We start from the raw sequence: 24,741 nt of genomic DNA on the forward strand, positions 1-24,741 counted from the left end.
GTTCCTCTGCGGATATAAATCCCGCGTGTTTCCGTTCCAATTACCGTGTGAAATAAGCGCTGTCCGGCAATTTTCGCGCGTGGTTCTAAACTAACTCGTGTCTGAGTTGTAATCCTCTGCAACGAGTCAGCAGTTTTTTCGTCGGGTGAGTGGACGAACGACCATGTACAAAGCCGGGTCGTTCGTCGCAGAACACGTCAGTCCGCTCACCGAAGCGCAGATCCAGCCCAACGGCGTCGATCTCACGCTCGACGCCGTCTTCGAGCAGCGCGACCCTGGCCGCATCGGCGTCGACGGGAAGGAGATCGGCGAGCGGCAGGCCGTCGAACGGGAGGAACGGGACGAAGGAACCGACTCGTACTACCTGCCGGCGGGTGGCTACATCGTCCGCTACGCGGAGACGGTCCACATCCCCGAGGGTCACGTCGGCTTCATCTACCCGCGGTCGTCGCTGATGCGGAACTCCTGTATGCTCAACACCGCCGTCTGGGACGCCGGCTACGAAGGGCGAGGCGAAGGACTGCTCCAGGTGCACCACGACGTCGAACTCGAACGCGACGCCCGGATCGCGCAGTTGGTGCTCGCCGAGGGGAGCCACGACGACGCCTACGACGGGAGCTATCAGGGCGAGAACCTCGAGTAGTCGACGTGTCTGCACGGCGAGACTGTCACCCCGGTCGATCACGTCCCGAAGTCATCTCTTTTCGGACAGTCTAGCCACAATCAAGCCCTCAGCGAGCGATATCTCTCTTCGGAGGAGGGAGACACAATGGTAGAGACAACACAGGTACGAATCGGGCACTGCTGTCCAGACGCGTCGGGCGTGGACATCTATCTGAACGACGACCGGGCGTTCGACAACGTCAAATTCGGGAACGTCAGCGAGTACGCCTCGTTGCAACCGGGCGAGTACGAGATCGCGGTCGTCCCGAAGGGTGAAGACCGCTCGAAAGCGGTCATCGACGAGACGCTGACCCTGAAGCAGGGTCAGGACTACTCGGTGCTCGCGACGGGGTTCGCCGACGACATCCAGCCGCTCGTCCTGACCGACGAGAACGGGGACGTCCCGCAGGGGAAGTGTCACGCGCGCTTCGTCCACTGTTCGCCGGACGCCCCGAAACTGGACGTCCGAACGACCGACGGGCAGACGCTCTTCGAGAACGTCGGGTTCCGGAAAGCGAGCAACTACGAACCCGTCGACGCCGGGACCTACGACCTCGAACTGTGCCGCGCCGGCACCGACGAGGTCGTCCTCGAACTGTCGGACTGCCAGTTCGAGGGCGGCGAGACGTGTACGGTGTTCGGTATCGACACCGCCTCGTCGCTGGAGGCGATTATCACCCGCGACGCCGGGTCACCGGCGGCGAAGGGCGGCGGGAAGCGCGGTCGGGCGTACTGACGACCGACGTCGACAAAGTACGCCACAGAGCCGGTTTTTTAATTCAGAACTGACGAGCGCAGAACGACTTATCTCTGTTGCCGGCAGCTACGTGTCGTGAATACAGGGGACGTTGGAACTCTCGGTCTCGGCGTCGTCTTCGGATTCGTCGGCTGGTCGTTGTTCAGTCCGCTCGGGGCAGTTCCCGCATTTCTCGTCGGTACGTGGGTCGGTGGAAGACTGGCGACGTTGAGCGAGCAGATCGAGTCGTTGGAAGCGCGGATTGTGGAACTAGAAGCGGAGCGAGATGGGGGACGTGTGATTGCAGAACCGAACAACCGCCGTGGCGCGTGGCTTCGCGGCGACGGCCGCGAACCACGCACGCGAGGTTTTCGCGAGCATCGCGAGCGAAGGGCAGCAAGAGCGAAGCTCTTGCGAGGGATGACTGAGTGAACGAGCACTGCGAGTGAACGAAGGAATCGGTTGGGGAGGGTGTGGCCGTGCTGTCAGGGCGGGACTTTCGAGGTGTCCGTAGCGTACTTGCCACTGCAAGGTAGCACATCAACGAAAGTGGGCCGGGAGGGACTTGAACTACGCCCAGACGTGCTCGCTCACTTACGTTCGCTGCGCGCGACTGGTCTGCTTCAAGTCCCTCGTAGCCGCACACTGCAACACGCGAGTGGCGAGCACACGAGGTGCTCGCTGGCGTGTAGGTTCCGTAGAAGCGGGCCGGGAGGGACTTGAACCCCCGACCGTCTGGTGTCTCCCGCAACCACGCGCAAAACCGCTCGCGTAGTCACGATAAAAGCCAGACGCTCTGCCGAACTGAGCTACCGGCCCTCACTTCCACCTTACTGCACTACCGTATAAGCGTTTACGATTATCTCGAAGCCCTTACCGCACCACTCCTCGTCACCTCATCCATGACAGACCTCCGGACGTTCGCCGAAGCCCTCCTCCGATTCGACACGACAGGCGGCGACGAGGCCGCCGCGCAGGCGTGGTTCCGCGAGCGACTCTACGATCTCGGGTTCGAGACCTACGAGTGGACCGCCGACGCCGACCAACTCGCCGAGCACCCCTCCTTCCCCGACGACCCCGCCGACATCGACGTGGCGGATCGACCGAGCGTCGGTGGCGTTCTGGAGTTCGGAGACCCCGAGGCGGGCAAGACGCTCGTCCTGAACGGCCACGTCGACGTGGTGCCGGTCGAACGCGACCTCTGGAGCAGCGATCCGTTCGAACCGACGTGGATCGAAGACGGGGAGAACCTCCGAGCACGCGGCGCGGCGGACATGAAGTCCGGACTCACGGCGTGCGTCTTCGCGGCACTGGCGCTGCGGAAAGAACACGACGAGCACGAGTCCCTCGATGGCCGCGTCGTCGTCGAGTCCGTCGTCGGCGAAGAGGAGGGTGGCATCGGTGCGGCGGCCGCGGCGCTCGACAACCCCTACCCCTTCGAGCGGGACGCCGCGCTCGTCGCCGAACCGACTAATTTGCGGGTCGTGACGGCGACGGAAGGGAGCGTGATGAAGCGACTCCATCTCACCGGTCGGTCCGCGCACGCCGCGACGCGGTGGGTCGGCGAGTCCGTGCTGCCACACTTCGAGACGGTTCGCCACGCCTTCGAGGAGCTGGAGCAGGAACGAGGCGAGTCGGTGTCACATCCGCTGTACAACGAGTTCCCGATTCCGTGGCCGGTCGTCTTCGGAACCGTGCAGGCCGGGTCGTGGGCGTCGACGGTCCCGGCGGAGTTGACGGCTGAGGTCCGCATCGGCGTCGCCCCGGGCGAGACCGTCGACGAGGTCGAAACACAGTTCGAGGAGCGACTGGCCGAGGTCGTCGCCGACAGCGAGTGGCTCTCGGCACGCCCGCCGAAGTTCGAGCGGTTCTCCGTCCAGTTCGAGGCGGGTGAGACCGCCCCCGACGAGTCGGTCGTCGCGGCGCTCCGAGGCGGGATGCGAGAGGCGGGACTCGACGACACCGACCCGCGAGGTGCGACCTACGGGGCGGACTCGCGACACTACGTCGCCGCCGGGATCCCGACGGTGCTCTTCGGACCGGGAACGATAGAACAGGCGCACTACCCCGACGAGACGGTCCGTTGGTCGGACGTCGAACGAGCGCGCGAGACGATTACCGCGAGCGCACGGCGCTATCTCTCCGCGAAGTAGTCGTCGAGGGCGTCGGCGACGACGTCGCCGGGCGTCCGGTTCTGCACCGACGCGCGGCGGCGGAGTTCGTTGTACAGCTCCGGCGGCAGGTCGAGACCGATCCGCCCCGGTCTGACGCCGTAGCCGCGGAGCGCGTCGGCCGGATCGGTGCCGTCGTTGATCTCGCTGGCGATGGCGCGCACCTCTCGGACCGTCAGGTCGCTGTCGATGGTCGCCCACGCGAGTGTGAACCGCGCCTCCCCGGGGACGCGAGCGATGTGTTTCGCCGCCGTCGGCGCGATGTGGCCGCGGGCGACGTGTCGCCGGATCGACTGCGGGAGGTCGTGCACCCGCGCCCACTTGCGGATGAAGGCGATCGAGGCGACGCCGTCAGTCCGTTCTGCGGCGGCCTTGTAGGAGCCGACGCCGCGGACGAGTGCCGCACACGCTGCCGCCCCGCGGAGCATGTAGACGTTGTCCTCGGCACCGGCGGTATTCTGCGCGAACGCGCTGACCGTCTCGGCGGCCTCGGCGACGCTCTCGGGGTCGTCGGGGTCGAAGCCGACCGCCTCCGAGGCCCGTTCGCCGGTGACGGCCGGGTCCGCACGCACGACGGGCTCGCCGACCGGTTCTTCGCGGTCGGCCGGCAGTCTCGTCTGCGGCGACTCGTCTGTCATACAGTGTCAGATTGTGTGGTTGCTACCAAAAGCATCTCGCTGTCGCGTAAGATTTGCACAGGTGGGTCGGTTCGTGGTACGTCGGTGGGTTACGAAGTGGCTACTCGTCCGCTTCCTCCCGGCGCTCCGAGAGATGTTCCCAGATCTCGGTACAGCCGGACCCGTCTTCGAGGTCGTTCAGATGGGCGTCGTGTCGCTCGTCGGCGTCGTTGAGTTCGGCTGCGGGCTCACTCATCGGTCCGCGCCCCCTGCGAGGGTTCGTACAGTTCCGGGGCGACGTCTGCGGAGACGTGGTCGCGAACGTCGCGGTCGGGTTCGTGGCTACTCATCATCACCTCGTTAGACGAGAACGTCCATAAGGCCGCCTCTAGACGTAACCTTCACCCCTGCTCCCGCGTCCCAGACTGTGTTGCCGGTATCTCTGACGACGAATTTCGTCGAAACCGCACGACGGGGTCGGTACCTACACGAACCTTCCCGTCGCGAACTCGCCGCAGGGTTTGCAGTCGCCGACTGCTACAGGAGGGTGGAGGACGAACGAGAGAGTATGTCCGTCGCCCTTCGCATCCTCGACGACGGTGCGTGGATCTCCGTCAACGACCACAGAGAGGTCAGCGTCAGCGAACTCTGGCGGTTCGTCGATCCGGAGTTCTGCGCCTGTCGCCTCCCCGATATGGTCGTCGAGAACTTCATCGAGGTCGGCGTCGACGGCCGCACCGTCGAGGTCCGCGTCTACGGCCAGTGTATCGCCTGCGGAGCGAAGGAGACGACCCAGTGGCTTCCCGTCGGGCGAATCCGCGACGGGGAGTTCCACGGCCTCGACCGCGAGAACGTCCTCGCACCGACCGGCGTGACAACGCGCCGAGAGTAGGCAACAATCTCCTGTTTGTGGGAGCACCGGGAAGGGTTGACGGCATGCGCGCCCCCTTACGTATGTGTCCAAAAGGGAGGCACAGAGATGCCTACGGACGTCGAAAACTGGAAGTCGGAGGTGTACGGCAACGAGATTCGAGAGCACCTCCTCGAATTTGCCGAGAAGGGGTGGGACTCGATTCCCGAAGACGAACACGACGCCTGGTTCGAGCGCTTCAAATGGTGGGGGCTGTACCACCAGCGCAACGGACAGGAGAGCTACTTCATGATGCGGATCGGGACGCCGAACGGCGTGCTGACGCCGGGGCAGACCGAAGTCGTCGCCGAAGTGGCAGACGAGTACGCCCGCGGCCCTGCCGACAATCCCATCTTCGGCGACGGCTACGTCGACTGGACCACCCGCCAGTCGATCCAACTACACTGGATCAAACTCGAGGACATCCCGGAGATCTTCGACAAGCTCGAATCCGTCGGGCTGTCGACCCAGCAGGCCTGTGGTGACTCCTGGCGGAACATCGTCGGCTGTCCCGTCGCCGGCAAGGACAAGCACGAACACGTCGAGGCGCTCCCCGTCGCGATGGAGCTCAACGAGGAGTACAAGGGGAACGACGACCACTCGAACCTCCCCCGGAAGTGGAAGGTCTCGATCACCGGCTGCCGCGAAGGCTGTGGCCAGGGCGACATCAACGACCTCGCGCTCGAACCCGCGACGAAGGAGATCGACGGCGAGGAGGTCAAAGGGTTCAACATCCGCGTCGGCGGCGGCCTCTCGCGGAACGAACCGCGACTCGCCCGCGACATCGACGTCTTCGTCACGCCCGAGCAGGCTTCGGAAGTCTCCGGTGCCATCTCCGCGCTCTTCCGCGACAACGGCGACCGCGAGAACCGGTACAACGCCCGCATCAAGTTCCTGATGGACGAGTGGGGACCGGAGAAGTTCCGGAACGTCCTCCAGGAGGAGTACGTCGACTACGAACTGAAAACGGCAGGGGAAGACCTTCGCTCGGAGTACTCCTACAACTCCGGCTACGCCAACGGCGGTCACTCCGACCACGTCGGTATCCACGAGCAAGCCGACGGCAACTACTACGTCGGTCTCGACGTCCTCGTCGGTCGGATGGGCGTCGACGACACGAAAGAGCTCGCCCGTCTCGCCGACGAGTACGGCTCCGGCGAGATCCGCATCACGCAGCGGCAGAACGTCATCGTCACCGACGTCCCCGAGGAGAAGCTCGACGCGCTCAAGCAGGAGGACCTGCTGGAACACTACTCGCCGGACCCTCATCCGTTCATGCGCGGGTCGGTCGCCTGTACGGGCACGGAGTTCTGTTCGCTCTCCATCGTGGAGACGAAGAACCGCCAGGTGCGCTACGCCCGCTGGCTGAAGGAGAACGTCGACCTCCCCGACGGCGTCGAGGACTTCCACATCCACCTCTCGGGCTGTACGGCCTCCTGCGCACAACCGCAGATCGCCGACGTCTCCCTGCGCGGCATGAAGACCCGCAAGGACGGCGAACCGGTCGAGGCACTCGACATCGGTCTCGGCGGCGGTCTCGGCGAGAACCCGCACTTCGCCGACTGGGTCGCCCAGCGTATCCCAGTCGACGAGGTACCCGGTGCCATCAAGAACCTGCTCGCGAACTTCGAAGAGCAGAGGGAAGGAGGCGAGACGTTCCGCGAGTTCGTCGAGCGCACCGACGAGGAGAGCCTCGCCGACCTGATCGAACCCGAGGAGACCAGCTACGACGACCCGATGATGCACAACACGAAGATGACGTGGTACCCCTACGCCGACGACGACTCGATGGACGCGAGTCCCGCGCCGACGGACGGCGAGGGTAACACGCTGCCCGCGGACGACTGAAAAATCCCGGCCAAAAAAGGCCGCGAGGCCTGCGAGGCCCGAGAGGCCCGAGCTTCGCGGTGAGTGAACTGGTTCCTACCGCCGTCGTCGCCTCACTGCCCGCCGCCACCGAACAGCACCATCGGATCGCGCGTCTGGACCCAGACGCGACCGTCGCCTTCCAGCCGCGTGACGAACCCCTCGCCGCCGAGCAGCGAGGATTTGATGTTCGAGTCCTTCGTTCGCGAGACGGAGAGGCCATCCGTCCACGCGAGCAGGTGGTCCTCGTCGACGACGAGCGGGTCGTCGGGAGTGACAGTCTCCTCGCGCACCGCGCCGAACGCCGAGACGAATGCAGTGCCGGAGCCGCCGAGTCGCAGGACGGTGAGTTCACCCGACGAGAAGAAGTTCCCCGCCTCGTTGGCGGCGGTACTCCGCTCGACGTCGGTCGTCCACGCGAGCAGCCCACCGGACTGCACCTTCACGGGGCCGGTCTCGTCGAGGTCCAGTCGAGTGATGTCGCCGAGGTAGTCCGGGGCGAGAACAGTCCGTGACCCGTCAGCCTCGGCTTCGAGGAACGTCGTGAGCACGTCGAGTTCGTCGGAGATGGCGCGTTTGAACATCCCCCCGAGGCCGCCCTCGCCCGCGTTCGTCTCCGAGCGGATGGCGTCGCTCCGCGTCACCATCGAACCGGGGTCGACACCGATGCGGTCACCGGCATCCATCGTCACTTCCAGCGTCGCGTAGCTCCGTCCGTCGGCGATCTCGAACTTCATACTCGCGAGTATCTCGGCCTCGTATAAATTATTGGTGAGGTGAAATGTGAGAACGACGAACGTCGCGACTGCCGAGTCCCGAACCGTCGGGTCGAGGTCGGAGGGTCCGCTACGGCGTCCGATAGACGCTGATGACGCCGTCGTTCTCGACGACGACGCGGAACTGCTCGACGTCGAACTCGAACCGCCAGTGTCCGCCGATGACGTCGCTGTACCGGTCGAACAGCGCGTCGAGCGCGCTCGGGTCGATGTACTCTGCGAGCGTCCACCCCGTCGCCGTCGGTTCGGCGTCGTCTGCCGCCGCCACCGCCGACGCGACCGCGGTACTGAGCGGTTCGCCGCTCTCGTGGGCGTGTCGCGTCATGTGAACCAAGGACTGCTCGGAGGGGACAGTCACTTGCGTTCGTGCCATTGTACCAGAATGTTCTCGGGAGAAGATAACTGTTCCCCCGCCGGACTCCGTGGCGACAACCGTTTGTACGCGAGGGTCCCACGAGTTCCCATGCCCGACCGACTGCTGCGCATCAACGCCTACACCACGTTCGACATGCTCGACGGCACCGCCACGGGACACGACTTCGAAGAGGCGGCCTTCGCGGTGCTCAACGTCACGGCACCCCGCGAGAACCCCGACCACGTGAAACTGGAACTGGAACTCGACAACACACAGTTGGACCGCCTCCCCGCGCACGCCGACCGCGTCACGCTCTCTGCGGATCAGGCGCGGACGCTCGCCGGCGAGTTAGAGAAGTACGCTGACCGCGTCGACGCCGCCCGAGACGAGGAGTAGCGCCGTCCGTCGGCCCACAGTCGCCGACCCGCCCCGACTCGTTCTCACACGCTCCGTGTCCGACGACCGCCGGATCGACACCACCTCGGATAGACAGTGTCTACCGTGTCCTCTTCTGACGCGTGTGAGTGGCATATTGTCACGCTAGATCGCCACCCAACGAAAATAAGTAGTAGCGAACACAGCGTTTAGTTGAGGAACCCAACACATGGGCTGTCAGTATCTCGACGTGCGTTCTCGTATCGGCTCGACGACTCCCGGTTTCGGTGCCCGCAATACACACAATGCGGGCGTCCCGAAACCGGGGGTGCGGCGATGAGTTCCCGCGGTACGCTCACTCTCTTCGGTGCGGCGTCGGTGTGTCTCGGCACCTCCTTCGTAGCCATCAAAGCCGGACTCGCGACGGTGCCGCCGGTGCTGTTCGCCGCCTTCCGGTTCGACGTCGCCGCCGTCCTCCTCCTGGCGTTCGTCGCCGTCGCCTACGACTCGTGGCTCCCTCGAACGCGCAGCGACGTCGTCGGCGTCGTCGCCAGCGCCGTCTTCGTCGTCGGCGTCAACAACGCGCTGCTGTTCGTCGGCCAGCAGTACACCGCCAGCGGCGCGGCAGCCGTCATGTACAGCCTGATGCCGGTCGTCTCGCCGGTGTTCGCCTACCTCGCGCTCGGCGACCGGGTCGCACGCTGGGACGTCGCCGGCATCCTCCTGGGACTGGTCGGCGTCGTCGTCATCGTCCAACCCTCGCCCGACCAACTCGGCTCGGGGACGTTCGGCCAGTCGCTCGTCCTCCTCGCCGCACTCAGCGTCTCGCTCGGGAGCGTCCTGCTTCAGCGCGCCCGACCGCAGTTGGCGACGCTGCCGCTGTCGGCGTGGGCGATGCTCGTCGGCGCGGTCGGCCTCCACGTCGCCAGTCTCGTCGTCGGCGAGTCGGTGGCGACGATACCGTGGACGGCGGAGACGATCGTCGCAGTCGGCTACGTGGGCGTCCCCGGGACGGCCGTCGCCTACGGCGCGTACTTCCTGCTCATCGCGGAGGCCGGACCGGTCCGCGCCAACCTCGTCTCCTACGCCGTCCCCGCGGTGGCGTCGGTGACGGCGTGGCTGCTGCTCGGTGAGCAGCTCGCGGCGACCACGCTGGTCGGCTTCGGCGTCATCCTCGTTGGCTTCGCGGTGCTCCAGCGCCGACAGCTCCGTACGGAGATCGACCGCCTCGTCGCGACCGTCGAACGCGACGCGAGACGGTTCGACGCCGACCGCGACGACTGAGCGAGCTCCCCACCTCACTCTTCGGACCGAACCTGTCGCGCTCAGATGTCCTGGAGTCGTCCGTCCAGTTCGACGTCCAGCCCCCGCTCACGGGCGTAGGCGACGATGGCGTCGTACTGGACGCCGTGGTCGGCGACGACGTCCTCCCGGGTCGGAGCCGGGAACTGCTCGGCACCGACGACGAACCCGTTGGTCGCGAGCGTGTACGTCGCCGCCGGGTCCACCGGATCGCCTTCGTGGGTCAGTTCGACGAGCTCCATCGCCTCGCGGTCCCACACGACCGCCAGCCCCGAGACGTGGCCGAACCAGCGCTTGCCGTCCAGGTCTGCCGAGAGCGTGGCCGCACGCTCGACGAGCGCACGTAGGTCGTCCCCGCGGACTTCGGCCGTCCGGAGTCGCCCCGCGAACGGCGAGAGGCCGACGAGGTCGGCGACGGTCACCTCGCCGTCGAGCGACGGGCCGTCGCGCAGTCCGCCGGTGTTGGTGAAGGCGACGTCCGCGTCGGTCACCCAGCGGTAGGCGTCGGCGACGAGGTTGCCGACGCGACACTCCCCGCCGAACCGCCGCTCGCGGTCGCGGACGATGGGGTCGGACGCGACGGCGACGACCTCCGAGAGCCCCGTCGCGTCCATCAGCGTCCGGAGTCGGTCGGCGACGGCGGCGTCGACGGTCGTCTCGGTGACGTCGTGGCGCGTCGCCGTCGCCCCCGTTTCGTCGAGTTCGACCTCCCACAGCACCGCTCCGTTCGGGCCAGGGCGAGTCAGGAGCGTCCCCGCGACGCGGTCACGGCGTTCGCTGTGGAGGTGGCCGCCGAGAATCACGTCGACGTCGACGGTGCGGGCCAGTTCGTCGTCGCCGCGGCCCAGATGTGAGAGGACGACGACGTGGTCGACGCCGCGGGCGCGCAGGTCGGCGACGGTCTCGCGGGCCGCCGCCACGGGGTCGGCGAACACGAGGTCGGCGGCGGGGGGACACATCGCCGGCGTCTTCGGGTCGGTGAGACCGAGCAGTCCGACCGAGGTTCCGTCGCGCTCTATCACGAGGCCGGGTGCGGCGTCGGCGAACCGTCGCTCGCCGTCGGGCTCGTAGACGTTCGCGCTCAGCCACGGTTGGGGAGAGTCGGCGACGACGTCGCGGGTGTTCGCGGGACCGAAGTCGAAGTCGTGGTTGCCGAACGTCTCGGCGTCCGGGGCGACGGCGTCGAAGAACTCCAGCGCCTGCCGTCCCTCGGTCTCAAGGGCGAGCACGCCCGGGGCGGTGTCGTCGCCGGTACCGACGACGAGCGTCCGGTCGTCGCGACGGGCGTCGATGGTCGCGGCGAGCCGACCGATCCGGGTCGGGTCGTCGTAGGCGTTCTCGAGATCCGAGTAGTGGAGGAGGCGGAGAGTCATACGACCGAATCTGTATACTGTGTGAAAAATCTTCAGGCCGCGAGAGACACAGCGTGTGCCACCAGTCGGAGCTTCGTCGGCGACTCAGAGTTCGCTGCCGAGTACCGTCGCCCCGGTGAGTACGGGGACTCACACCGGACAGAACGCCAGCGCATAGGCGGGGTCGAGCCGTTCGAGTTCCGACACGGGCGTTCCGGCGTCGCGTGAGTCTGCAGACGATGGCGGCCCGTCGAGAACGGACCCCGACTCACAGCTCGACGACGTCGCCGACCGCGGGCGCGCTGGCGTCGTAGTCGTCCTCGCGCAGCTCGGCGGCGAAGCTCTCGCAGTCGTCGCCGTGGTTGACGAGCACCCGTGTCCCTTCGTACGGGGCGAGGAACTCTCGGAGCCCGTCGTGGTCGGCGTGTGCGGAGAAGTCGTAGGACTCTGCCCGCGCCGAGATCGGCATGATCCGCCCGTCGATCTCGGCGCGACCGCGTTCGAGCAGTTCGCGACCCGGCGTCCCCTCGACCTGGTATCCCGTCATCGTGATCTTGTTCGTCGGGTCGCCACGAACCTCGGGTATGTACGTCATCGCCGGGCCGCCCGAGAGCATCCCGCTCGTGGTGACGACGACGGTGTTCTGTCTCGCGATGCGCTTGCGCTGGCCGTCGCGTCCGGTGACGAACCGGGCGTGGGACGTCGCCCGGCTGAGGGCGTCGGCGTCGCGGACGAACTCGGGGTGGTTCCGCAGCATCCGAGTGACGTCCTTCCCCATGCCGTCGACGTAGCATTCGAGGTCGTGGGCGTCGCAGACCAGCAGCATCTCCTGGGTGCGGCCGATGGCGAACGCCGGGACGACGACGGTGCCGCCCTCCCACATCGTCGTCTGGAGGCTCTCGGCGAACCGGCGTTCGACCTCCTCGCGCGGGTCGTGGTCGACGCCAGCGTAGGTGCTCTCGCAGACGACGACGTCGGCGTCGGGCCGTGCGGTCGTCCCCGAGACCAACCGCTGGTCCCCGGTGTGGAAGTCGGCCGTGTAGAACAGCCGCGTGTCGCCGTCGTCAACGAGGACGTGCGCACTGCCGGGGATGTGACCGGCGTTGTAGAGCGTCACCTCGTGGCCCGCCGCCTCGAACGTCTCGCCGTACCCGTGGGGGTTCGACACCTGCGTCATCCGCTGGACGTGCGTCTCGGTGAACGGGCAGTCGTAGGTGCCGCCGTGCAACTTGAGCGTGTCGCGGGCGAGCGTCATCGCGAGTTCGTACGTCGGCGGCGTCCAGTGGACCGGTGGGCGACGGTCACCCGAGAGGAGCGTCGGCACCGCGCCGACGTGGTCGAGATGACCGTGAGAGACGACGACCGCTTCGGGGTCCGGGGAGGCGACGGGGTACTGCGGCGGGTTGCCGGTCAGCATCCCGTAGTCCAAGAGCAGGGCGTCGTTGACGAGGATGGCGCTGCGCCCCACCTCGCGTGCCCCGCCGAGGAACTGGAGTTTCATTGCCAGCGAGTAGCGACTCGGGGCCTATTCGTTCGTCGGTTTCGTGACGTGGGAATCTAAGTGTCGCCGTCGTGGTAGCTCAGCCGTGACGCCCTCCACTCCGCTCTCCCGCCGTGGGCTTCTCGGTCTGGCCGGCACGGCCGCCGCCGGGAGCGTCCTCCTCGACCCCGCGTGGTTCCGCAGCCCCCAACGACTCGACGCCACCGTCCCAGACGACGCGTGGCCGATGGCCCGCCGCGACCCCGGTCGGACGGGGTTCGCAGAGCGGGGGCCGACCGAGGACGTCGGCGTCGCGTGGGCGCACGAACTGGACGACTCCTTTCCCGGCATCGGTCCGCCCGTCGTCGTCGCCGACGGAACCGTGTTCACGGCGACGCGCTGCCTGGTCCACGCGCTCGACGCCGAGTCGGGCGAACCAGACTGGCAGTACGAGTTCGGCAGCGACGGCTGGCTCGGGGGCAGAGCGCAGTTCGTCCAGAGTCGGCCGGTCGTCGACGACGAGGGCGTCTACGTCAGCGCCGGGGTAAGTCTGTTTTCGGTGACCCACGGTGGCGGGTCGCGTTGGCAGTACGAGACGACCAGCAGTTTCGATCGACCGCTCGTCGCGGGCAACACGGCGTACTTCACCTCGGATCTCGACGACGACACGCTTCTCGCACTCGACACGGCGACGGGGCTCACCCGGTGGCGGGACGCGCCCGCGACGATCCGGCCCGAGGCGTACGCCGACGGCGTGGTCGTCGGTGCGGCGGTCGAGGACTCGGAGACGACGCTCGGCGCGCTGTTCGCACAGACGGGGCAGACGCGCTGGACACGCGATCTCCCTGTCGGCGACAGCACTCGACTCCTCCCGACCGTCTCTGACGGCACCGTCTTCTACGGGACGGGGACGCTCTACGCGCTCTCGCTCGACGACGGGTCGACACAGTGGAGACGGGACGTCAGCGAGGAACCGAGAGGTCTCCACACCGTCGTCGACGACGAGACGGTCTACACCGTCGCTGCCGATGCCGGGCGGGTCGTCGCCCTCGATGCCGACACGGGCGAGACACGGTGGGAACACGCCGTCGAGGCGCTGCGAGCGACGCTGTCTCCGGCTGTGACGGACGACACGCTGTACGTCTCGGCGGGACCGATGGTCGTCGCTCTCGACACCGAGGACGGGTCGGAGCAGTTCAGGCTCCGCGTGCCCGGGAGTGGGGCGGAGTTCTTCGCGTTGGCAGCGGGGACGCTCTACGCCGGGAGCGGGCAGACCCTCGTCGCGCTCCGGGAGGGCGCACGATGAGCGAGAGCGGGTGGAACGCGACGAAACGAGCGTTCGGGGAACTCGGCCGCTTCCTGCTCGTGGTGTTCGGCCTGAGCCACGTGGCCGGTGTCGGACTCGCGCTCGTCGTCGCCCCGGCCCTCGTCAACGAACCGTGGAACCTCGCGACGTCGTGGGCGCTTCCCGTGACCGGTGTCGTCGTCGTCGGTCTGCAGCGGATGGACGTGCACCCTACCGTCCGTCAGACGTGGACGTTCGGCGTCGCGGCGCTCGTCGGCTTCCTCTGTCTCCGCCTCGTCGGCGTCGGCGACGTGCGACTCAGCGGATCGCTCTACCCGGTGCTCCACGGACTGCTGGCGTACGTCGCCGTCCTCGCGTTTGCCGGATTCGTCGCCGATGTCGGCGCAGACGACGTGCGGCGACTGGCGAAGACCGGAGACTGACTCGCAGTGGGCGAAACTACTCGTCGCCCGTCTCCTCGTCGTACCTCACCGCCACCGCCACCTCGTTGCGCCGCATGAACGGCGGTGTGAAGGGGTCGTTGTACTGCAGGAGGAACGGGTCGCCGCGGCGGTCGACGTCGTGCTCGGCGAGCGTGTCGAGGAGTGCAGACTGCTGCTTCGCGACCCGCCCGTCCGTCGCGTACCACGAGAAGGCCTTCACGGCGAGCGTCTGCGACGGTTGCACGACCAGCCGGACCCGCGAGTCGGTCGGCGTCGGTGCCGTCGCCGGCGTGTAGTCCGCCGGGAGGTAGAACGACATGGTGACGTCGCCGCCGTCGCCCGTGGTGCGGACGGGTGCGGTCATCGATACGTCCTCGTTCGACTCGCGCTCGTCGGCCGCGCGGTCCGTGCGTACCGGTGTAGTCATCGACACCGACTCGCCGCTGCTCGCTTCGTCGGCGTCGCTGGCGACGGGGGCCGTCATCTCGACGTCCTCGCTCGACTCGTTCGCGCCGGAGATGTACCGGAACAGGCGGCGGAACGCTTCTTCGTTACTGTCGGCCGTCGTCTCGACGAGCACCGTCCGCGGGTAGCGTCGGATCTCGACGTCGCCGACGGTGGCGACCGACTCGTACGGGACGCGTTCGGTCGTCCGGTTCACGTACAGTCCCCACCCGATCCAGCAGGCGAGTGCGCCGCCGCCGACCGCGAGCAGTCCTTTCGAGAGGTGTCGCATAGGGGAACAAGGCGCGCAAGCGACAAAACGTGTCCGTTCACTTCACCGTCACGTAGGTAAGAAATGCGATGGCGACGAGTTGGAGGCACCGGAGCGCGAGGATGGCCGTCTGGACGACCGGGTCGCCCGAGTAGAGCATCGTCGTACTGAAGAAGAAGTAGATGGCCAGCGCGTTCTCCAAGAGCATCGCCACGCCGAAAGCGATGAGTCCGAGCGTCAGCGTCGACTCGAACGTCCGATAGTTCCGTACCCACACCGCCGTCAGGACGGACAGAAGCAGGATGCTCAGCCCGGACAGCGCGGTCGCGATCGTCAGCGTCGTGCTCATTGCCATGGTTAGTCCATCTTCGTCAGAATCTCTTCGAACTGCTCGCGGTGTTGCTCGAAGCGGTCGGTGAGAAAGTACATGGTCCCGTAGGACTCCTCGCCCTTCTCGACGACGTCGTGCTCGACGAGTAGATCGAGGTGGTAGCGGACAGTGTTGTACTCGACACCGAGAACGTCGGAGAGTTGGTTCGCGTTCCGAGGGCGCTCGATGAGCGCACGGATGATTCGCGCCCGGTTCTCACCGCCGCGCATCCCGGCCAGCAGATACCAGAGCGCTTTCTCCATCCGATCTCACCTCTACTATCTGAGAGAAGCGGGATATAGGTAGTCATCGCCCCTGGACGGTCCGCGACACCCACCCGGACGGCCCACTCGGAAACGGCGAGGCCTCCTCTCGTGACTGGAGTGTCCCGGTCCCGTCAGTCGCCCGGACGACCACCTCGTGTTCGTCCGCCGGCCGGTCGTAGCTGTAGAGCCACTGTCGCCAGACGTCGGTGCCGGGCAGCGGTTCGGAGAGCGTCGCGTCGGCCCACGTCCGACCCCCGTCGACCGAAACTTCGACGCGTTCGATACCGCGCGTCCCGGCGTAGGCGTGCCCTGCGACCCGCTTCCGGCCGTCGCCGAGATCGGTGACGACGTGGAGTTTCGCGACGGTGTTCACCGGGCCGGTGCCGTGCCAACCGCGTTTCTCCCAGTAGCCGTCTTCCGGCCGTTCGAGAATCTCGATCTCGGTGAGCCACTTCACGTTGATCTCGCCCCAGTGGCCGGGGATGAGCGCCCGTGCGGGGTAGCCGTGGCCGACCGGGAGCACGTCGCCGTTCATGCCGAACGCGAGAAAGCCGTCTCGGAGGGCCGACAGCGGGAACTCCTCGTAGAAGCCGTCGGCAGCGCGGAGCATCACACAACAGCCCTCGGACACCCCGGCCGGTTCGACGAGGTCCATGATTGGGACGCCGGTCCACAGCGCGTTGTCCAGTTTCTTCCCGTTGAGCGACTCGCCGACGCACCGCAGCGAGACGAACCGGTGTTCCGGGTCCATCGTGGCGACGTCCGCGTAGCTGTAGCTGACCTCCTCGTCGACTGCGCCGGTAACCGTCAGCGTCCACTCGCTGGCGTCGACCGTCGGGTTCGTCGAGTTGATGTCGACCTCGTAGAACTGGTCGCTGACGAGGGGTTCCAGCCCGTCGACACCGAGTGACTTCTCGGTCGCCTCGGCCAGCAGTGCGTCGACGTCCGGCCCGGCCCACGGTTGGCCGACGTCGACTGTCGACTCGGTGGTCGACGACTGCCGCTGTCTCTGGGCACCGAGGACGTAGCCGCCGACGGCGAGCGGGAGCGCAGTCGCGACTGCTGCGAGGACGCGCCGTCGTTCGGTTCTCGGGTTACCGGACTCGCTTCCGAGTGTCGTGGGCACCCCACGAGTCGCGACGAGGTCGGCGACGGCGACGACGACGCCCGTCGCGACACCTGCGCCCAGCGACGAAACGAGTGCGCCGGTCACCACGAACGCGACTGCTGCCACCGATGCCGCCGCAACCGGCCCGGCGACCAGTCGGTCGAGTCGTCGACCGAGTCCGAGCGCGGCCAGCGCCGCTCCCGCGAACAGGAGAACCGAGAGGACCAGCGCCGTCACCACGTTGAGTTGACTCCCCAGGTCCCCGAGCACCACGATGCCGAACGTGATGACCGACCCGGGAAGCCGGCGAGCGAGAAAGCCCGCGATAGGACCTGCGACGAACGCGGGCGTGAACGATGCGACGGCGAACGAACCGGCGACCCCCGCTGTGCCCGCTAACAGTGCCACGAGGGCGGTCCATGCAGGAGGGAGGCGGTCGGCGAGGGTGCGTGGTGTTCGAGAGGCCATAGCGCGGAGTAGATCGGTCGGACGACCGTCGTTACCCATCCATCGTTTCGCCCGGCGTGACGGTGAGTTTGACGACGGAAGCAGTATCCGGGTAGTCGTACCCGTCGTCGACGTCGCTGATTCGGCGGACCGTTCCATCCTCGCTCGGCCCGGTGTCCGGCCCGGACTGCCGCGGGGCCTGGTTCGGCCCGACACCGGGTTCCTCGTTCACTTCGGTCCCGGCGTCCCACAGCAGGAGCAGCTCGGTCTTGTCGCCCTCGATGGGTTGCTCATCCTCGAACAGCGGGATACCCGCCGGTTCGGGCGCGTAGAACAGGTCGTTCGACTGGACGAACATCGTCGCCAGCGAGAGTCGTTGGCCCGCGTGAGCCTCGACGGAGAACGTGTACGCACCGCCGGGACCGATTGGACCGGGTGTCTCGCCACCCTTGGGGACGGCGGCCGAACCGGCTTTGTCGACACTCATCGATACCTCTTCGACGAGTCCCGTCGGCCCACCGTCCTCGGCGAGCATCTCCAGTCCGTCGCCGGCAGCCTCACCCTCGGTGAACAGCGAGACGTCCGCTCCGTGGACTGCGTAGGCCACGGGAGCGAGCACCATCGGGACCGGACCCTCTGACGTCCGGAGCGACTCTTCAGTTCCAACGTTCTCGACGCGAACCGTGAACCTCGTCGCCATCATCTCCGACGACTCGGTCGTCGTCTCGTTCATCCCGTCGGTCATCTCGGAGGACGTCGTCTCCGTCATCTCGGCGTCACCCATCCCGTCGGTCGTCGTGGCTTCGCTCCCGCCGCCACCACCGGTACACCCGGCTATCGCCACCGTGCCGACTGTTCCGACACCTAGCAGGAACCGCCGCCGCGTCGTACTTTGCGACATGACGAGAGAAGAGATGTCGTCTTCGACGATATCAATTTTTCAAACTCGAACTCAATTCGAATGAAACTCTCTTGTAACTCTCTCTAGAGTTGGGCACAGTATGCCGACACGCCGGTGGACTCATCTCGTCAGCCACCTACATCACCGCATGGTCAACACCGAGACACAGTCACTGCTCTCGGAGCTCGCCGCCCGACTCGACGCGACGGCCGAGCGGCCGATGCGGCCCGAGGTGACCCACTGGGTCGCCGAAGCCGACGCCGTCGCGAGCGACGTCGCCGATGCGGACGCCGACCTTCCGGTCGACGTCGTCCGCACACGCGTCGGGCACGTCAGAGAGCTCCTGTCGCACGTCGAGGAGACAGGCGACGAGGAAGCCGACGAACACGTGACGGCGGCCAAGACGCTCGCCGACGAGGTTCTGGACCGACTCGACTGAGGCGTTCACACCACCACAACACACTTCTCGAACAGCCGGAACAGCTATCGACCGACGACTCGCCGAGAGACGGTAGGTCGCCTGGGCAACCAGCTACTCTCGCGGGACGCGCTCGACCTGGAACTCCCGGTAGTCGCCGTAGGCGACGTCGAGCGCGCCGAGCCACCAGTTCCAGCGCGACGGGAGAGCGGTTCCCTCGGGGGCGTCCGCGAGGTTTTCGATCACTTCCTCGACCGTCAGCGGGCGGCCACGGTCGGCCTCGTGTTTCCCGGAGTCCGAGAGGTCACGAGCCTGTCGGGCGACGACGCGTCGCTCCGCGTCGGTGCCGCCGAACGCCGATTCGAGCGCCGTCTCGAGCTCTTCGGGGTCCATGTCGGCGACGAAGCGGTCGACGCACGTGAGTGTTCGCCCTACGCGACCCACGCCAGCAGAACGAACAGCGCCCCCCACGCGGCGAGCACCCAGCCGATGCCGTCCGTCTGCGTGGCGAATTCGAGCGCCGCCGCGACGGCGACGAACAACAGCCCGATCCCGACGAGGATCGCCCGGTCGGCGGTCAGTTTCGGTTCGCTCGCCTCGTTCCGTTCGCTCAACTGTCTCAGTGCGGGGCGAACCTCGTCGAACACGTCCGCGGGGACGACCAGTCCGAACGGTGCGTCGAGCGCGTTCCCCTGCGTGTGACGGAGCGCACAGACGACGTACGGGCCGAGTCGGAACGATCGAAACGACTTGAGCCCACTGAGGTCGTGTTCGAGTCGTCGGTCGTCGTGCTCGCGGGTGAGCACACCGGTCTCGGTGTCGAGCGTCCCACCCTTCGACCCGGTGGTCGCGACGGTCCACGCGAAGAGGCCGACCACCGTGTAGACGAGAATCAGCCACGGGGCCGCCCCGAGGCTCAGGAAGAGCGCGAACCCGACCGGCGTCGCGAGCGCGAGCCACCGGAGTTCGAGCTCCGGGAGGTGGTCGCGGAGCGTCCGTTTCTCCTCGTCCTCGCCGTAGCGAAGCGCGTACCAGAGGTAGAGCAGCGAGAACGGCCCGCCCACGACGAGGACGACGACGAAGAGGAGGACGAACTCCAGCGACCCGCCGAGCGCCACCGCGGCGATAGCGAACGCGAGCGAGAGCGCGACGGCGAGGTAGACGCCGGCACCGACGTGTCTGACGACCGCGGCGAGTCGGCCCGGCGGCCGACCCGACCACTCGACCGTGGAGGGGACCATGCGGTGGGCTACTCAGCTACTCGACAAAAGACTGGGGTCGAGCGGTCAGTTCCACCACTCGCTGCGCCGCTCGCGGTAACTCGCGTCGCGGAACGGGTCGGGTCGTTCGGCGGCGTCCTCCATCCCGAGCCCGTAGGCCAGCCAGTTGCCGACGTGCCAGCCCACGGCGGGCGTGTCGAGGTCGACGAGCGTGATACGGAGCGTGGCGTAGGTCTCGATGGCGCCGTCGCCGTCGGGGTCCGGACCGAGCGTCTGGAAGCACGAGCCCGCACCCTGTCCGCAGGGAGAGGTCTCGCTGAACTGGACGACGACGTCCGCCCGCTCGGGCGAGTCGACGAACCGGAACGAGAGGTTGCCGGGGACGCTGTTGCTCCCGTCGGCACCGTTCTCGTAGTAGGTCAGCGCGTGCTGGACCTGCTCGCGCGTCGCCGCCGGGTCCGAGACGTTCCGCTCGTCGACGTAGACGGTGAACTCGGAGTCGGGCCACGGGAAGTCACGGTCGGTCGCGTTCGGCTGTTTCGGGGTGTAGAGCACCGACTCGGCGCGCATCACGTCCTGTGGGGCGTCGTCGTGGCGAAGCCCGAGCGTGTGTCCGAGTTCGTGTCTCAACACGAGCGTCGTCGACTCCGTGGAGAGACCAGTCTTCACGTAGACCTGTTCGGGACGGTCGATCTGTCCGGCGTCGGTGACGAGCGGGGCACAGCCGACGGCGTCGTGGGTGTCGCCACAGGCGGGGACGTCGTCGACGAAGTTCACGACGAGATCCGGCTCCTCGGCGTCGGGGACGACCCGGTAGTCGACGTCGAAGCCGGCGTACTGTCTCGCCCGTTGTTCCCAGTAAGCGGTCGCAGCCTCGACGACGTCGACGTGCCCCCGGTCGGCGGGCCCCTCGACGCCGACGACGAGCGGGTCGTCGCCCCACGGGTTCGGCTTCGCCGGGACGGCCGTCCCGGCGGCGGCGGTCGCGTTCGCCGTCGAACCTACGGGGGTCCCCGTCGCGGTCGCCGTCTCCCCGCTGTCTGCTAGCGGATCGTCGGTCGTCGGAGGAGCGGCGTCGTCGAACGTCACGCCGAGACAGCCCGAGACGAGTAACAGACAGACGAGAGCGAGTGTGAGCGCCGCGTTCCGCATTGTTTCATTCTCCGTCGGACGAACGTAAGAGCGTTGCGGCGCAGGTCACTACCTCGGTCTGTCGGCCGACGTCACACCGGTCAATCGTGGGTCGTCGGTCGGTGACAGTCGAAGGCGGCGGTCTCGACGTGTGCGCCCTCCAACTGGAGCGTGGCGTGGTCGACGCCGAACCGGTCGCCGAGCAGTCGCTGGGTCTGCCCGAGAATCGCGTCGCCGTCGGCCTCGGCGGTCGTGACGAGATGACCGCTCAGCGCGACCCGCTGTGAGTCGAGCGCCCAGACGTGGAGATGGTGGACGTCGGCGACGCCGTCGACGGCGGCCAGCGCCGCGCGTATCTCGTCGACGTCGAGTCCACGGGGCGTCCCCTGCAAGAGGATGTTGAGACTGTCGCGGAGCAGGTCCCACACAGAGTAGGAGACGAGCGCGGCGACGACGAGCGCGAACACCGGATCGAGCACGTACCAGTCGGTGACGAGGAGAGTGAGACCGAGAACGACGGCGGCGACGCTCCCGGCGGCGTCGGCCAACAGGTGGAGGAACGCCCCTTCGACGTTCAGCGAGTCGCGGTGACCCGAGAGCACCCACGCGGCGACGAGGTTCGCGACGAGGCCGACGACGCCCACGGCGACGACGAGCGACGCGTCGACCGGACGTGGGTCGCCGAACCGCCGGAGCGCGTCGTAGACGACGTAGCCGACGACGCCGAGGAGAAACAGCCCGTTGACGAGCGCGCCGAGCACCTCCGCCCGGTGGTAGCCGTAGGTGCGCCGGGCGTCTGCCGGGCGGGTCGACACCCACGCGGCGAACAGCGCCAAGAGGAGACTGGCGCTGTCGGTGAGCATATGCGTCGCGTCGGCGAGGAGCGTCACCGAGTCCGCCAGCAGCGCTCCGACCAGTTCGACGACGAAGAACGCGGTGTTGATCGCGAGGGCGACGAGGAGCGCCCGCCGACTGGCGGCCGCGTGGTCGGGGTGACCGGCGTGGCTACCGTGCCCGGCGTGCCTCGCGTCCTCGCCGTGGCTGGGGTCGCCGGACATCGGAGCACCTCAGTCGTGGTCGGTGTGACTGTGGTCGGCGTGGTCGTGGCCGTCGTGACCCTCGTTGCCGCCGTCGCCGTGTTCCCACCCGTTCGACTCGGGGGAGACGCCGGCGAGTCGCATCGCGTTGCCCGTGACACCGAGGCTCATCCCCATGTCGCCGACGACGACGGCGACGATGACGGAGACGAGACCCAGCGGCGCGCCGACCGCGAGGACGGCCTTCACCGCGAGCGACGCCCAGATGTTCTGCCGGATGACGCTGTTGGCCTGCGAGGCGAGGTCGTAGAGGTAGGGCATCCGCGTCAGGTCGTCGGCCATCAGCGCGACGTCCGCCGTCTCCAGCGCCGTGTCGGTGCCGGCCGCACCCATCGCGATGCCGACCGTCGCCGTCGCCAGGGCGGGCGCGTCGTTGACGCCGTCGCCGACCATCGCGACGCCGCCGTCGTACTGCTTGCGCAGGCGTTCGACGACTTCGACCTTCTGTTCGGGCAGCAGATCCGCCCGCACTTCGTCGACGCCGACCTGCTGGGCGATGGCCTGCGCGGTGCGTTCGTTGTCGCCGGTGAGCATCACGACGTGTTCGACGCCGAGTTCGCGCAGTCGTGAGACGGCCCACTTCGCCTCCGGGCGGACCGTGTCGGCGATGGCGACGACGCCCTCCAGTTCGTCTTCGGTGCCGACGAGGACGACCGACTTCCCCTCGGCCTGCAGTCGGGGGATGGTCTCGTTGACGAGATCGAGGTAGGTGCCGTGCTCGCAGTCGCGGGGGGCCGCGGCGTCGCCGTCGTCGCCGGCGACGATTGGACCACTACCCGTCGCCGCGCCGCCATCGGTCCTGATGTGCGTGTGCTCCAACTCGAAGCCGAGCTCCGCGAACAGACCGGGTTTGCCGGCGTAGTGGGTCGTTCCGTCGAGGTCGGCCTTCACGCCCTTGCCGGTGATCGCCTCGAAGTTCGCGATCTCGCGGTCGGGGACGCCGTGGCGCTCGGCGTGGTCGACGATGGCGGCGGCGATGGGGTGTTCGCTGCGCTGTTCGAGCGCGCGGGCACAGCGCAGGAGGTCCGACTCGGACGTGCCGTTGAGCGTGATGACGTCCGTCACGGCGAGTTCGCCGGTCGTGAGCGTCCCCGTCTTGTCGAAGGCGACGGCGTCGACCTCGCCCATCGCCTCGAGGTGGTTTCCGCCCTTGATCAGCACGCCGTTTCGAGCGGCGCTCGTGATACCCGAGACGACCGAGACGGGCGTCGAGATGACGAACGCACACGGACAGGCGATGACGAGCAGCGTCAGACCGCGGACGAACGCCTCGGTCCACGTGACGCCGAAGACGGTCGGCGAGAGCAGCGTCGTCCCGATCGCGAGGGCGACGATCACCGGCGTGTAGTAGCGCGCGAAGCGGTCGACGAACTGCTCTGACTCCGTTCTGTTGGACTGGGCGTCCTCGACCATCTCGATGACGCGCGAGAGCGTCGACTCCGCCGCGGTCGTCGTCACTTCGATCTCGAGGTAGCCGCTCTCGACGATGCTGCCGGCGTACACCTCGTCGCCGGCGGCCTTGTCGACAGGGACGCTCTCGCCGGTGATCGGCGACTCGTCGATCGGACTCGACCCCTCGCGGACGACGCCGTCGATCGGTACCTTGTCGCCGGGGCGGACGACGACCGTCTCGCCGACGGCGACGTCCTCGACGGCGACGGTCGTCTCCTCGCCGTCGCGGAGCACCGTCGCGGTGTCCGGCGACAGCTCCATCAGCTCTCGCATGGAGTTGCGCGCTCGGTCCATCGAGAACCGCTCGAGCAGTTCGGCCACGCTGAACAGCACGGCCAGCGTCGCCGCCTCGAACGGCAGGTCGACGAGCAGTGCGCCGACGATCCCCGTCGCCATCAGGAAGTCGATGTCGAGATTGCGGTTCTTCGCCGAGTAGTAGCCGTTACGGACGATGGCCTGTCCGGCAGCGAGGACGGCGGCGAGGTAGAACGCCCACGCGACGGTGACGTCGCGGCTGAAGACGGTGACGAGCGTCACGTCGAGACCGGTGAGCAGGAACTCGACGACGATTCCGAAGAGCAGGAACACGGCACCTGCAATCGTCTTCAGTGCGCGGGGACTCCGCCAGACGGCGCTCGAGGAGTCGTCGGTGTCGCCGGACTCGACGGCGTAGCCAGCGCCCTCGATGGCGGCGACGACCGACCCGCGACTCGTGCGGGCCGGGTCGTAGGTGACGAGGACGCGCCCCGTCGTCGGTTGTGTCTCGTACTCGACGACGCCGTCGACGGTGGCCAGCGCGTTCTCGACTTTCCCCGCGCAGGAACCGCAGTCCATGTCGGGGACGTCGAACGCCTCCTGCTCGCTGTCGGCGACGGCGTACCCCGCACCCTCGACGCGCTCGCGGATGGCGTCGGGTCCCGTCACTGCCGGGTCGTACTGGACGACGAGCGTCCCCGTCGTCGGCCGCGGGTCGGTCGCGTGGAGCCCGTCGAGACCAGCCAACGCGTTCTCGACTTTCCCCGCACAGGAACCGCAATCCATCTCCGGTACCGACAGCTGGAGCGTCTCGCCGCGCTCGGCCGTCGGTGTCGCGTCGGCGTGGACGTGGCTCTCTTCCGCCTCGTGGCTACAGCCACACGAACCGCCGCCGCAACTGTTCTCCGTCTCGTCAGTCATTGGCTGAGCGTAGTAACTCCGGGAGTATTAATCTCTCTGCCACAGCTACATCAGTGGATAATACAGATTAACAATTTTTAACGACATCGTTAATAACTCGTCGCTCGAA

27 protein-coding genes and 1 tRNA gene are annotated in these 24,741 nt (G+C 67.3%); 11 read left to right on the forward strand and 17 right to left on the reverse strand.

The window, feature by feature from the left end:
- Positions 1–163 precede the first annotated feature (163 nt).
- The 3 genes from BSG17_RS14965 (at position 164) to BSG17_RS26050 (ending at position 1,831) form a co-directional block, all read left to right on the forward strand.
- Positions 164–643, forward strand: a complete 480-nt coding sequence (locus BSG17_RS14965) for a deoxyuridine 5'-triphosphate nucleotidohydrolase (RefSeq protein WP_089825503.1) — start codon at positions 164–166, stop codon at positions 641–643.
- 126 nt (positions 644–769) lie between these two features.
- Entirely contained in the window at positions 770–1,399 is a 630-nt protein-coding gene (locus BSG17_RS14970; RefSeq protein WP_089825505.1) for a DUF4397 domain-containing protein, read from the forward strand.
- Between the two features lie 96 nt (positions 1,400–1,495).
- Positions 1,496–1,831 carry a hypothetical protein gene (locus BSG17_RS26050; protein ID WP_139246619.1) on the forward strand — a complete coding sequence of 112 codons (336 nt, stop codon included), beginning with the start codon at positions 1,496–1,498 and terminating at the stop codon, positions 1,829–1,831.
- A 272-nt stretch (positions 1,832–2,103) separates the two neighbouring features.
- Here the strand turns inward: BSG17_RS26050 and BSG17_RS14975 are convergent.
- Positions 2,104–2,218 (reverse strand) — tRNA-Lys (locus tag BSG17_RS14975).
- Positions 2,219–2,301: 83 nt separating this feature from the next.
- Here BSG17_RS14975 and BSG17_RS14980 point away from each other — a divergent pair.
- Positions 2,302–3,552 carry a M20/M25/M40 family metallo-hydrolase gene (locus BSG17_RS14980; RefSeq protein ID WP_089825507.1) on the forward strand — a complete coding sequence of 417 codons (1,251 nt, stop codon included), beginning with the start codon at positions 2,302–2,304 and terminating at the stop codon, positions 3,550–3,552.
- On the opposite strand, the gene BSG17_RS14985 is transcribed toward BSG17_RS14980, so the two are convergent.
- Together BSG17_RS14985 and BSG17_RS28300 are read right to left on the reverse strand one after the other, a co-directional pair.
- Entirely contained in the window at positions 3,534–4,208 is a 675-nt protein-coding gene (locus tag BSG17_RS14985; RefSeq protein WP_089825509.1) for a DUF7119 family protein, read from the reverse strand. The two genes, BSG17_RS14980 and BSG17_RS14985, sit on opposite strands and share 19 nt — an antisense overlap.
- A gap of 100 nt (positions 4,209–4,308) precedes the next feature.
- Positions 4,309–4,443, reverse strand: a complete 135-nt coding sequence (locus tag BSG17_RS28300; protein WP_280141184.1) for a hypothetical protein — start codon at positions 4,441–4,443, stop codon at positions 4,309–4,311.
- Positions 4,444–4,755: 312 nt separating this feature from the next.
- Between BSG17_RS28300 and BSG17_RS14990 the strand changes: the two genes are divergently transcribed.
- Both BSG17_RS14990 and BSG17_RS14995 read left to right on the forward strand, forming a co-directional pair.
- Complete coding sequence (locus tag BSG17_RS14990) at positions 4,756–5,079, forward strand: DUF8134 family protein (protein ID WP_089825630.1); 324 nt, start codon at positions 4,756–4,758, stop codon at positions 5,077–5,079.
- 87 nt (positions 5,080–5,166) lie between these two features.
- Positions 5,167–6,945, forward strand: a complete 1,779-nt coding sequence (locus BSG17_RS14995) for a nitrite/sulfite reductase (protein WP_089825511.1) — start codon at positions 5,167–5,169, stop codon at positions 6,943–6,945.
- A gap of 92 nt (positions 6,946–7,037) precedes the next feature.
- Here the strand turns inward: BSG17_RS14995 and BSG17_RS15000 are convergent, their stop codons facing one another.
- On the reverse strand, positions 7,038–7,700 hold the full coding sequence (locus BSG17_RS15000; protein ID WP_089825513.1) for a TIGR00266 family protein: 663 nt from the start codon (positions 7,698–7,700) through the stop codon (positions 7,038–7,040).
- 109 nt (positions 7,701–7,809) lie between these two features.
- Positions 7,810–8,112, reverse strand: a complete 303-nt coding sequence (locus tag BSG17_RS15005; protein ID WP_139246621.1) for a HalOD1 output domain-containing protein — start codon at positions 8,110–8,112, stop codon at positions 7,810–7,812.
- Positions 8,113–8,202: 90 nt separating this feature from the next.
- Between BSG17_RS15005 and BSG17_RS15010 the strand changes: the two genes are divergently transcribed.
- Positions 8,203–8,490, forward strand: a complete 288-nt coding sequence (locus BSG17_RS15010; protein ID WP_089825517.1) for a DUF6360 family protein — start codon at positions 8,203–8,205, stop codon at positions 8,488–8,490.
- 315 nt (positions 8,491–8,805) lie between these two features.
- Positions 8,806–9,753, forward strand: coding sequence for a DMT family transporter (locus BSG17_RS15015; RefSeq protein WP_089825520.1), 948 nt, complete (start codon positions 8,806–8,808; stop codon positions 9,751–9,753).
- Positions 9,754–9,794: 41 nt separating this feature from the next.
- Here BSG17_RS15015 and BSG17_RS15020 read toward each other — a convergent pair whose 3' ends face one another.
- Both BSG17_RS15020 and BSG17_RS15030 read right to left on the reverse strand, forming a co-directional pair.
- Positions 9,795–11,144: a bifunctional metallophosphatase/5'-nucleotidase gene (locus BSG17_RS15020; protein ID WP_089825521.1), complete on the reverse strand. Its 1,350-nt coding sequence runs from the start codon at positions 11,142–11,144 to the stop codon at positions 9,795–9,797.
- A 247-nt stretch (positions 11,145–11,391) separates the two neighbouring features.
- A complete protein-coding gene (locus BSG17_RS15030) occupies positions 11,392–12,624 on the reverse strand; it encodes an MBL fold metallo-hydrolase (protein ID WP_089825526.1) in 1,233 nt (410 codons plus the stop codon).
- 85 nt (positions 12,625–12,709) lie between these two features.
- Between BSG17_RS15030 and BSG17_RS15035 the strand changes: the two genes are divergently transcribed.
- Both BSG17_RS15035 and BSG17_RS15040 read left to right on the forward strand, forming a co-directional pair.
- Entirely contained in the window at positions 12,710–13,909 is a 1,200-nt protein-coding gene (locus BSG17_RS15035; RefSeq protein ID WP_089825528.1) for an outer membrane protein assembly factor BamB family protein, read from the forward strand.
- On the forward strand, positions 13,906–14,331 hold the full coding sequence (locus tag BSG17_RS15040; RefSeq protein ID WP_089825530.1) for a hypothetical protein: 426 nt from the start codon (positions 13,906–13,908) through the stop codon (positions 14,329–14,331). The genes BSG17_RS15035 and BSG17_RS15040 overlap by 4 nt, the downstream gene beginning before the upstream one ends.
- A gap of 16 nt (positions 14,332–14,347) precedes the next feature.
- Here BSG17_RS15040 and BSG17_RS15045 read toward each other — a convergent pair whose 3' ends face one another.
- From BSG17_RS15045 to BSG17_RS15065, 5 genes are read right to left on the reverse strand one after another with little or no spacing between them, the layout of a single operon-like run.
- A complete protein-coding gene (locus BSG17_RS15045) occupies positions 14,348–15,067 on the reverse strand; it encodes an SOUL family heme-binding protein (protein WP_089825532.1) in 720 nt (239 codons plus the stop codon).
- Positions 15,068–15,104: 37 nt separating this feature from the next.
- A complete protein-coding gene (locus BSG17_RS15050; protein WP_089825534.1) occupies positions 15,105–15,401 on the reverse strand; it encodes a DUF8036 family membrane protein in 297 nt (98 codons plus the stop codon).
- A 2-nt stretch (positions 15,402–15,403) separates the two neighbouring features.
- The gene (locus BSG17_RS15055; RefSeq protein WP_089825536.1) at positions 15,404–15,679 is read right to left on the reverse strand and encodes a winged helix-turn-helix domain-containing protein; all 276 of its coding nucleotides are present in this window, start codon (positions 15,677–15,679) and stop codon (positions 15,404–15,406) included.
- A gap of 43 nt (positions 15,680–15,722) precedes the next feature.
- Positions 15,723–17,258 (reverse strand): molybdopterin-dependent oxidoreductase, encoded by a 1,536-nt coding sequence (locus BSG17_RS15060; protein WP_089825632.1) that lies wholly within the window; start codon positions 17,256–17,258, stop codon positions 15,723–15,725.
- Positions 17,259–17,289: 31 nt separating this feature from the next.
- Positions 17,290–18,138 carry a spondin domain-containing protein gene (locus tag BSG17_RS15065; protein WP_089825538.1) on the reverse strand — a complete coding sequence of 283 codons (849 nt, stop codon included), beginning with the start codon at positions 18,136–18,138 and terminating at the stop codon, positions 17,290–17,292.
- A 148-nt stretch (positions 18,139–18,286) separates the two neighbouring features.
- Here BSG17_RS15065 and BSG17_RS15070 point away from each other — a divergent pair, with 148 nt between their 5' ends.
- Positions 18,287–18,577: a DUF8152 family protein gene (locus BSG17_RS15070; protein WP_089825540.1), complete on the forward strand. Its 291-nt coding sequence runs from the start codon at positions 18,287–18,289 to the stop codon at positions 18,575–18,577.
- Between the two features lie 93 nt (positions 18,578–18,670).
- Here BSG17_RS15070 and BSG17_RS15075 read toward each other — a convergent pair whose 3' ends face one another.
- The 5 genes from BSG17_RS15075 to BSG17_RS15095 all read right to left on the reverse strand — a co-directional run bounded on the left by BSG17_RS15075 (position 18,671) and on the right by BSG17_RS15095 (position 24,632).
- A complete protein-coding gene (locus BSG17_RS15075; RefSeq protein ID WP_089825634.1) occupies positions 18,671–18,949 on the reverse strand; it encodes a WNWW family protein in 279 nt (92 codons plus the stop codon).
- A gap of 38 nt (positions 18,950–18,987) precedes the next feature.
- Complete coding sequence (locus tag BSG17_RS15080; RefSeq protein WP_089825542.1) at positions 18,988–19,797, reverse strand: hypothetical protein; 810 nt, start codon at positions 19,795–19,797, stop codon at positions 18,988–18,990.
- Between the two features lie 45 nt (positions 19,798–19,842).
- Positions 19,843–20,928 (reverse strand): zinc metalloprotease, encoded by a 1,086-nt coding sequence (locus BSG17_RS15085; protein ID WP_089825543.1) that lies wholly within the window; start codon positions 20,926–20,928, stop codon positions 19,843–19,845.
- An 80-nt stretch (positions 20,929–21,008) separates the two neighbouring features.
- Positions 21,009–21,965 (reverse strand): cation diffusion facilitator family transporter, encoded by a 957-nt coding sequence (locus BSG17_RS15090; protein WP_089825545.1) that lies wholly within the window; start codon positions 21,963–21,965, stop codon positions 21,009–21,011.
- Between the two features lie 9 nt (positions 21,966–21,974).
- Entirely contained in the window at positions 21,975–24,632 is a 2,658-nt protein-coding gene (locus BSG17_RS15095; protein WP_089825546.1) for a heavy metal translocating P-type ATPase, read from the reverse strand.
- Between the last annotated feature and the right edge of the window lie 109 nt (positions 24,633–24,741).

The organism is Halogranum amylolyticum, assembly GCF_900110465.1.
Classification (GTDB): Archaea; Halobacteriota; Halobacteria; order Halobacteriales; family Haloferacaceae; genus Halogranum; species Halogranum amylolyticum.

What these genes read in the sequence shown, in the direction of transcription:
- BSG17_RS14995 (WP_089825511.1), top strand. Translation starts at nt 5,167, where the DNA reads ATGCCTACGGACGTCGAAAACTGGAAGTCGGAGGTGTACGGCAACGAG.
- BSG17_RS15080 (WP_089825542.1), bottom strand. Translation starts at nt 19,797, where the DNA reads ATGGTCCCCTCCACGGTCGAGTGGTCGGGTCGGCCGCCGGGCCGACTC.
- BSG17_RS14985 (WP_089825509.1), bottom strand. Translation starts at nt 4,208, where the DNA reads ATGACAGACGAGTCGCCGCAGACGAGACTGCCGGCCGACCGCGAAGAA.
- BSG17_RS15075 (WP_089825634.1), bottom strand. Translation starts at nt 18,949, where the DNA reads ATGGACCCCGAAGAGCTCGAGACGGCGCTCGAATCGGCGTTCGGCGGC.
- BSG17_RS15070 (WP_089825540.1), top strand. Translation starts at nt 18,287, where the DNA reads ATGGTCAACACCGAGACACAGTCACTGCTCTCGGAGCTCGCCGCCCGA.
- BSG17_RS15030 (WP_089825526.1), bottom strand. Translation starts at nt 12,624, where the DNA reads ATGAAACTCCAGTTCCTCGGCGGGGCACGCGAGGTGGGGCGCAGCGCC.
- BSG17_RS15090 (WP_089825545.1), bottom strand. Translation starts at nt 21,965, where the DNA reads ATGTCCGGCGACCCCAGCCACGGCGAGGACGCGAGGCACGCCGGGCAC.
- BSG17_RS15065 (WP_089825538.1), bottom strand. Translation starts at nt 18,138, where the DNA reads ATGTCGCAAAGTACGACGCGGCGGCGGTTCCTGCTAGGTGTCGGAACA.
- BSG17_RS15005 (WP_139246621.1), bottom strand. Translation starts at nt 8,112, where the DNA reads ATGGCACGAACGCAAGTGACTGTCCCCTCCGAGCAGTCCTTGGTTCAC.
- BSG17_RS14980 (WP_089825507.1), top strand. Translation starts at nt 2,302, where the DNA reads ATGACAGACCTCCGGACGTTCGCCGAAGCCCTCCTCCGATTCGACACG.
- BSG17_RS15010 (WP_089825517.1), top strand. Translation starts at nt 8,203, where the DNA reads ATGCCCGACCGACTGCTGCGCATCAACGCCTACACCACGTTCGACATG.
- BSG17_RS15060 (WP_089825632.1), bottom strand. Translation starts at nt 17,258, where the DNA reads ATGGCCTCTCGAACACCACGCACCCTCGCCGACCGCCTCCCTCCTGCA.
- BSG17_RS15045 (WP_089825532.1), bottom strand. Translation starts at nt 15,067, where the DNA reads ATGCGACACCTCTCGAAAGGACTGCTCGCGGTCGGCGGCGGCGCACTC.
- BSG17_RS15000 (WP_089825513.1), bottom strand. Translation starts at nt 7,700, where the DNA reads ATGAAGTTCGAGATCGCCGACGGACGGAGCTACGCGACGCTGGAAGTG.
- BSG17_RS14965 (WP_089825503.1), top strand. Translation starts at nt 164, where the DNA reads ATGTACAAAGCCGGGTCGTTCGTCGCAGAACACGTCAGTCCGCTCACC.
- BSG17_RS15085 (WP_089825543.1), bottom strand. Translation starts at nt 20,928, where the DNA reads ATGCGGAACGCGGCGCTCACACTCGCTCTCGTCTGTCTGTTACTCGTC.
- BSG17_RS15015 (WP_089825520.1), top strand. Translation starts at nt 8,806, where the DNA reads ATGAGTTCCCGCGGTACGCTCACTCTCTTCGGTGCGGCGTCGGTGTGT.
- BSG17_RS14990 (WP_089825630.1), top strand. Translation starts at nt 4,756, where the DNA reads ATGTCCGTCGCCCTTCGCATCCTCGACGACGGTGCGTGGATCTCCGTC.
- BSG17_RS14970 (WP_089825505.1), top strand. Translation starts at nt 770, where the DNA reads ATGGTAGAGACAACACAGGTACGAATCGGGCACTGCTGTCCAGACGCG.
- BSG17_RS15020 (WP_089825521.1), bottom strand. Translation starts at nt 11,144, where the DNA reads ATGACTCTCCGCCTCCTCCACTACTCGGATCTCGAGAACGCCTACGAC.
- BSG17_RS28300 (WP_280141184.1), bottom strand. Translation starts at nt 4,443, where the DNA reads ATGAGTGAGCCCGCAGCCGAACTCAACGACGCCGACGAGCGACACGAC.
- BSG17_RS15040 (WP_089825530.1), top strand. Translation starts at nt 13,906, where the DNA reads ATGAGCGAGAGCGGGTGGAACGCGACGAAACGAGCGTTCGGGGAACTC.
- BSG17_RS15050 (WP_089825534.1), bottom strand. Translation starts at nt 15,401, where the DNA reads ATGGCAATGAGCACGACGCTGACGATCGCGACCGCGCTGTCCGGGCTG.
- BSG17_RS15055 (WP_089825536.1), bottom strand. Translation starts at nt 15,679, where the DNA reads ATGGAGAAAGCGCTCTGGTATCTGCTGGCCGGGATGCGCGGCGGTGAG.
- BSG17_RS15095 (WP_089825546.1), bottom strand. Translation starts at nt 24,632, where the DNA reads ATGACTGACGAGACGGAGAACAGTTGCGGCGGCGGTTCGTGTGGCTGT.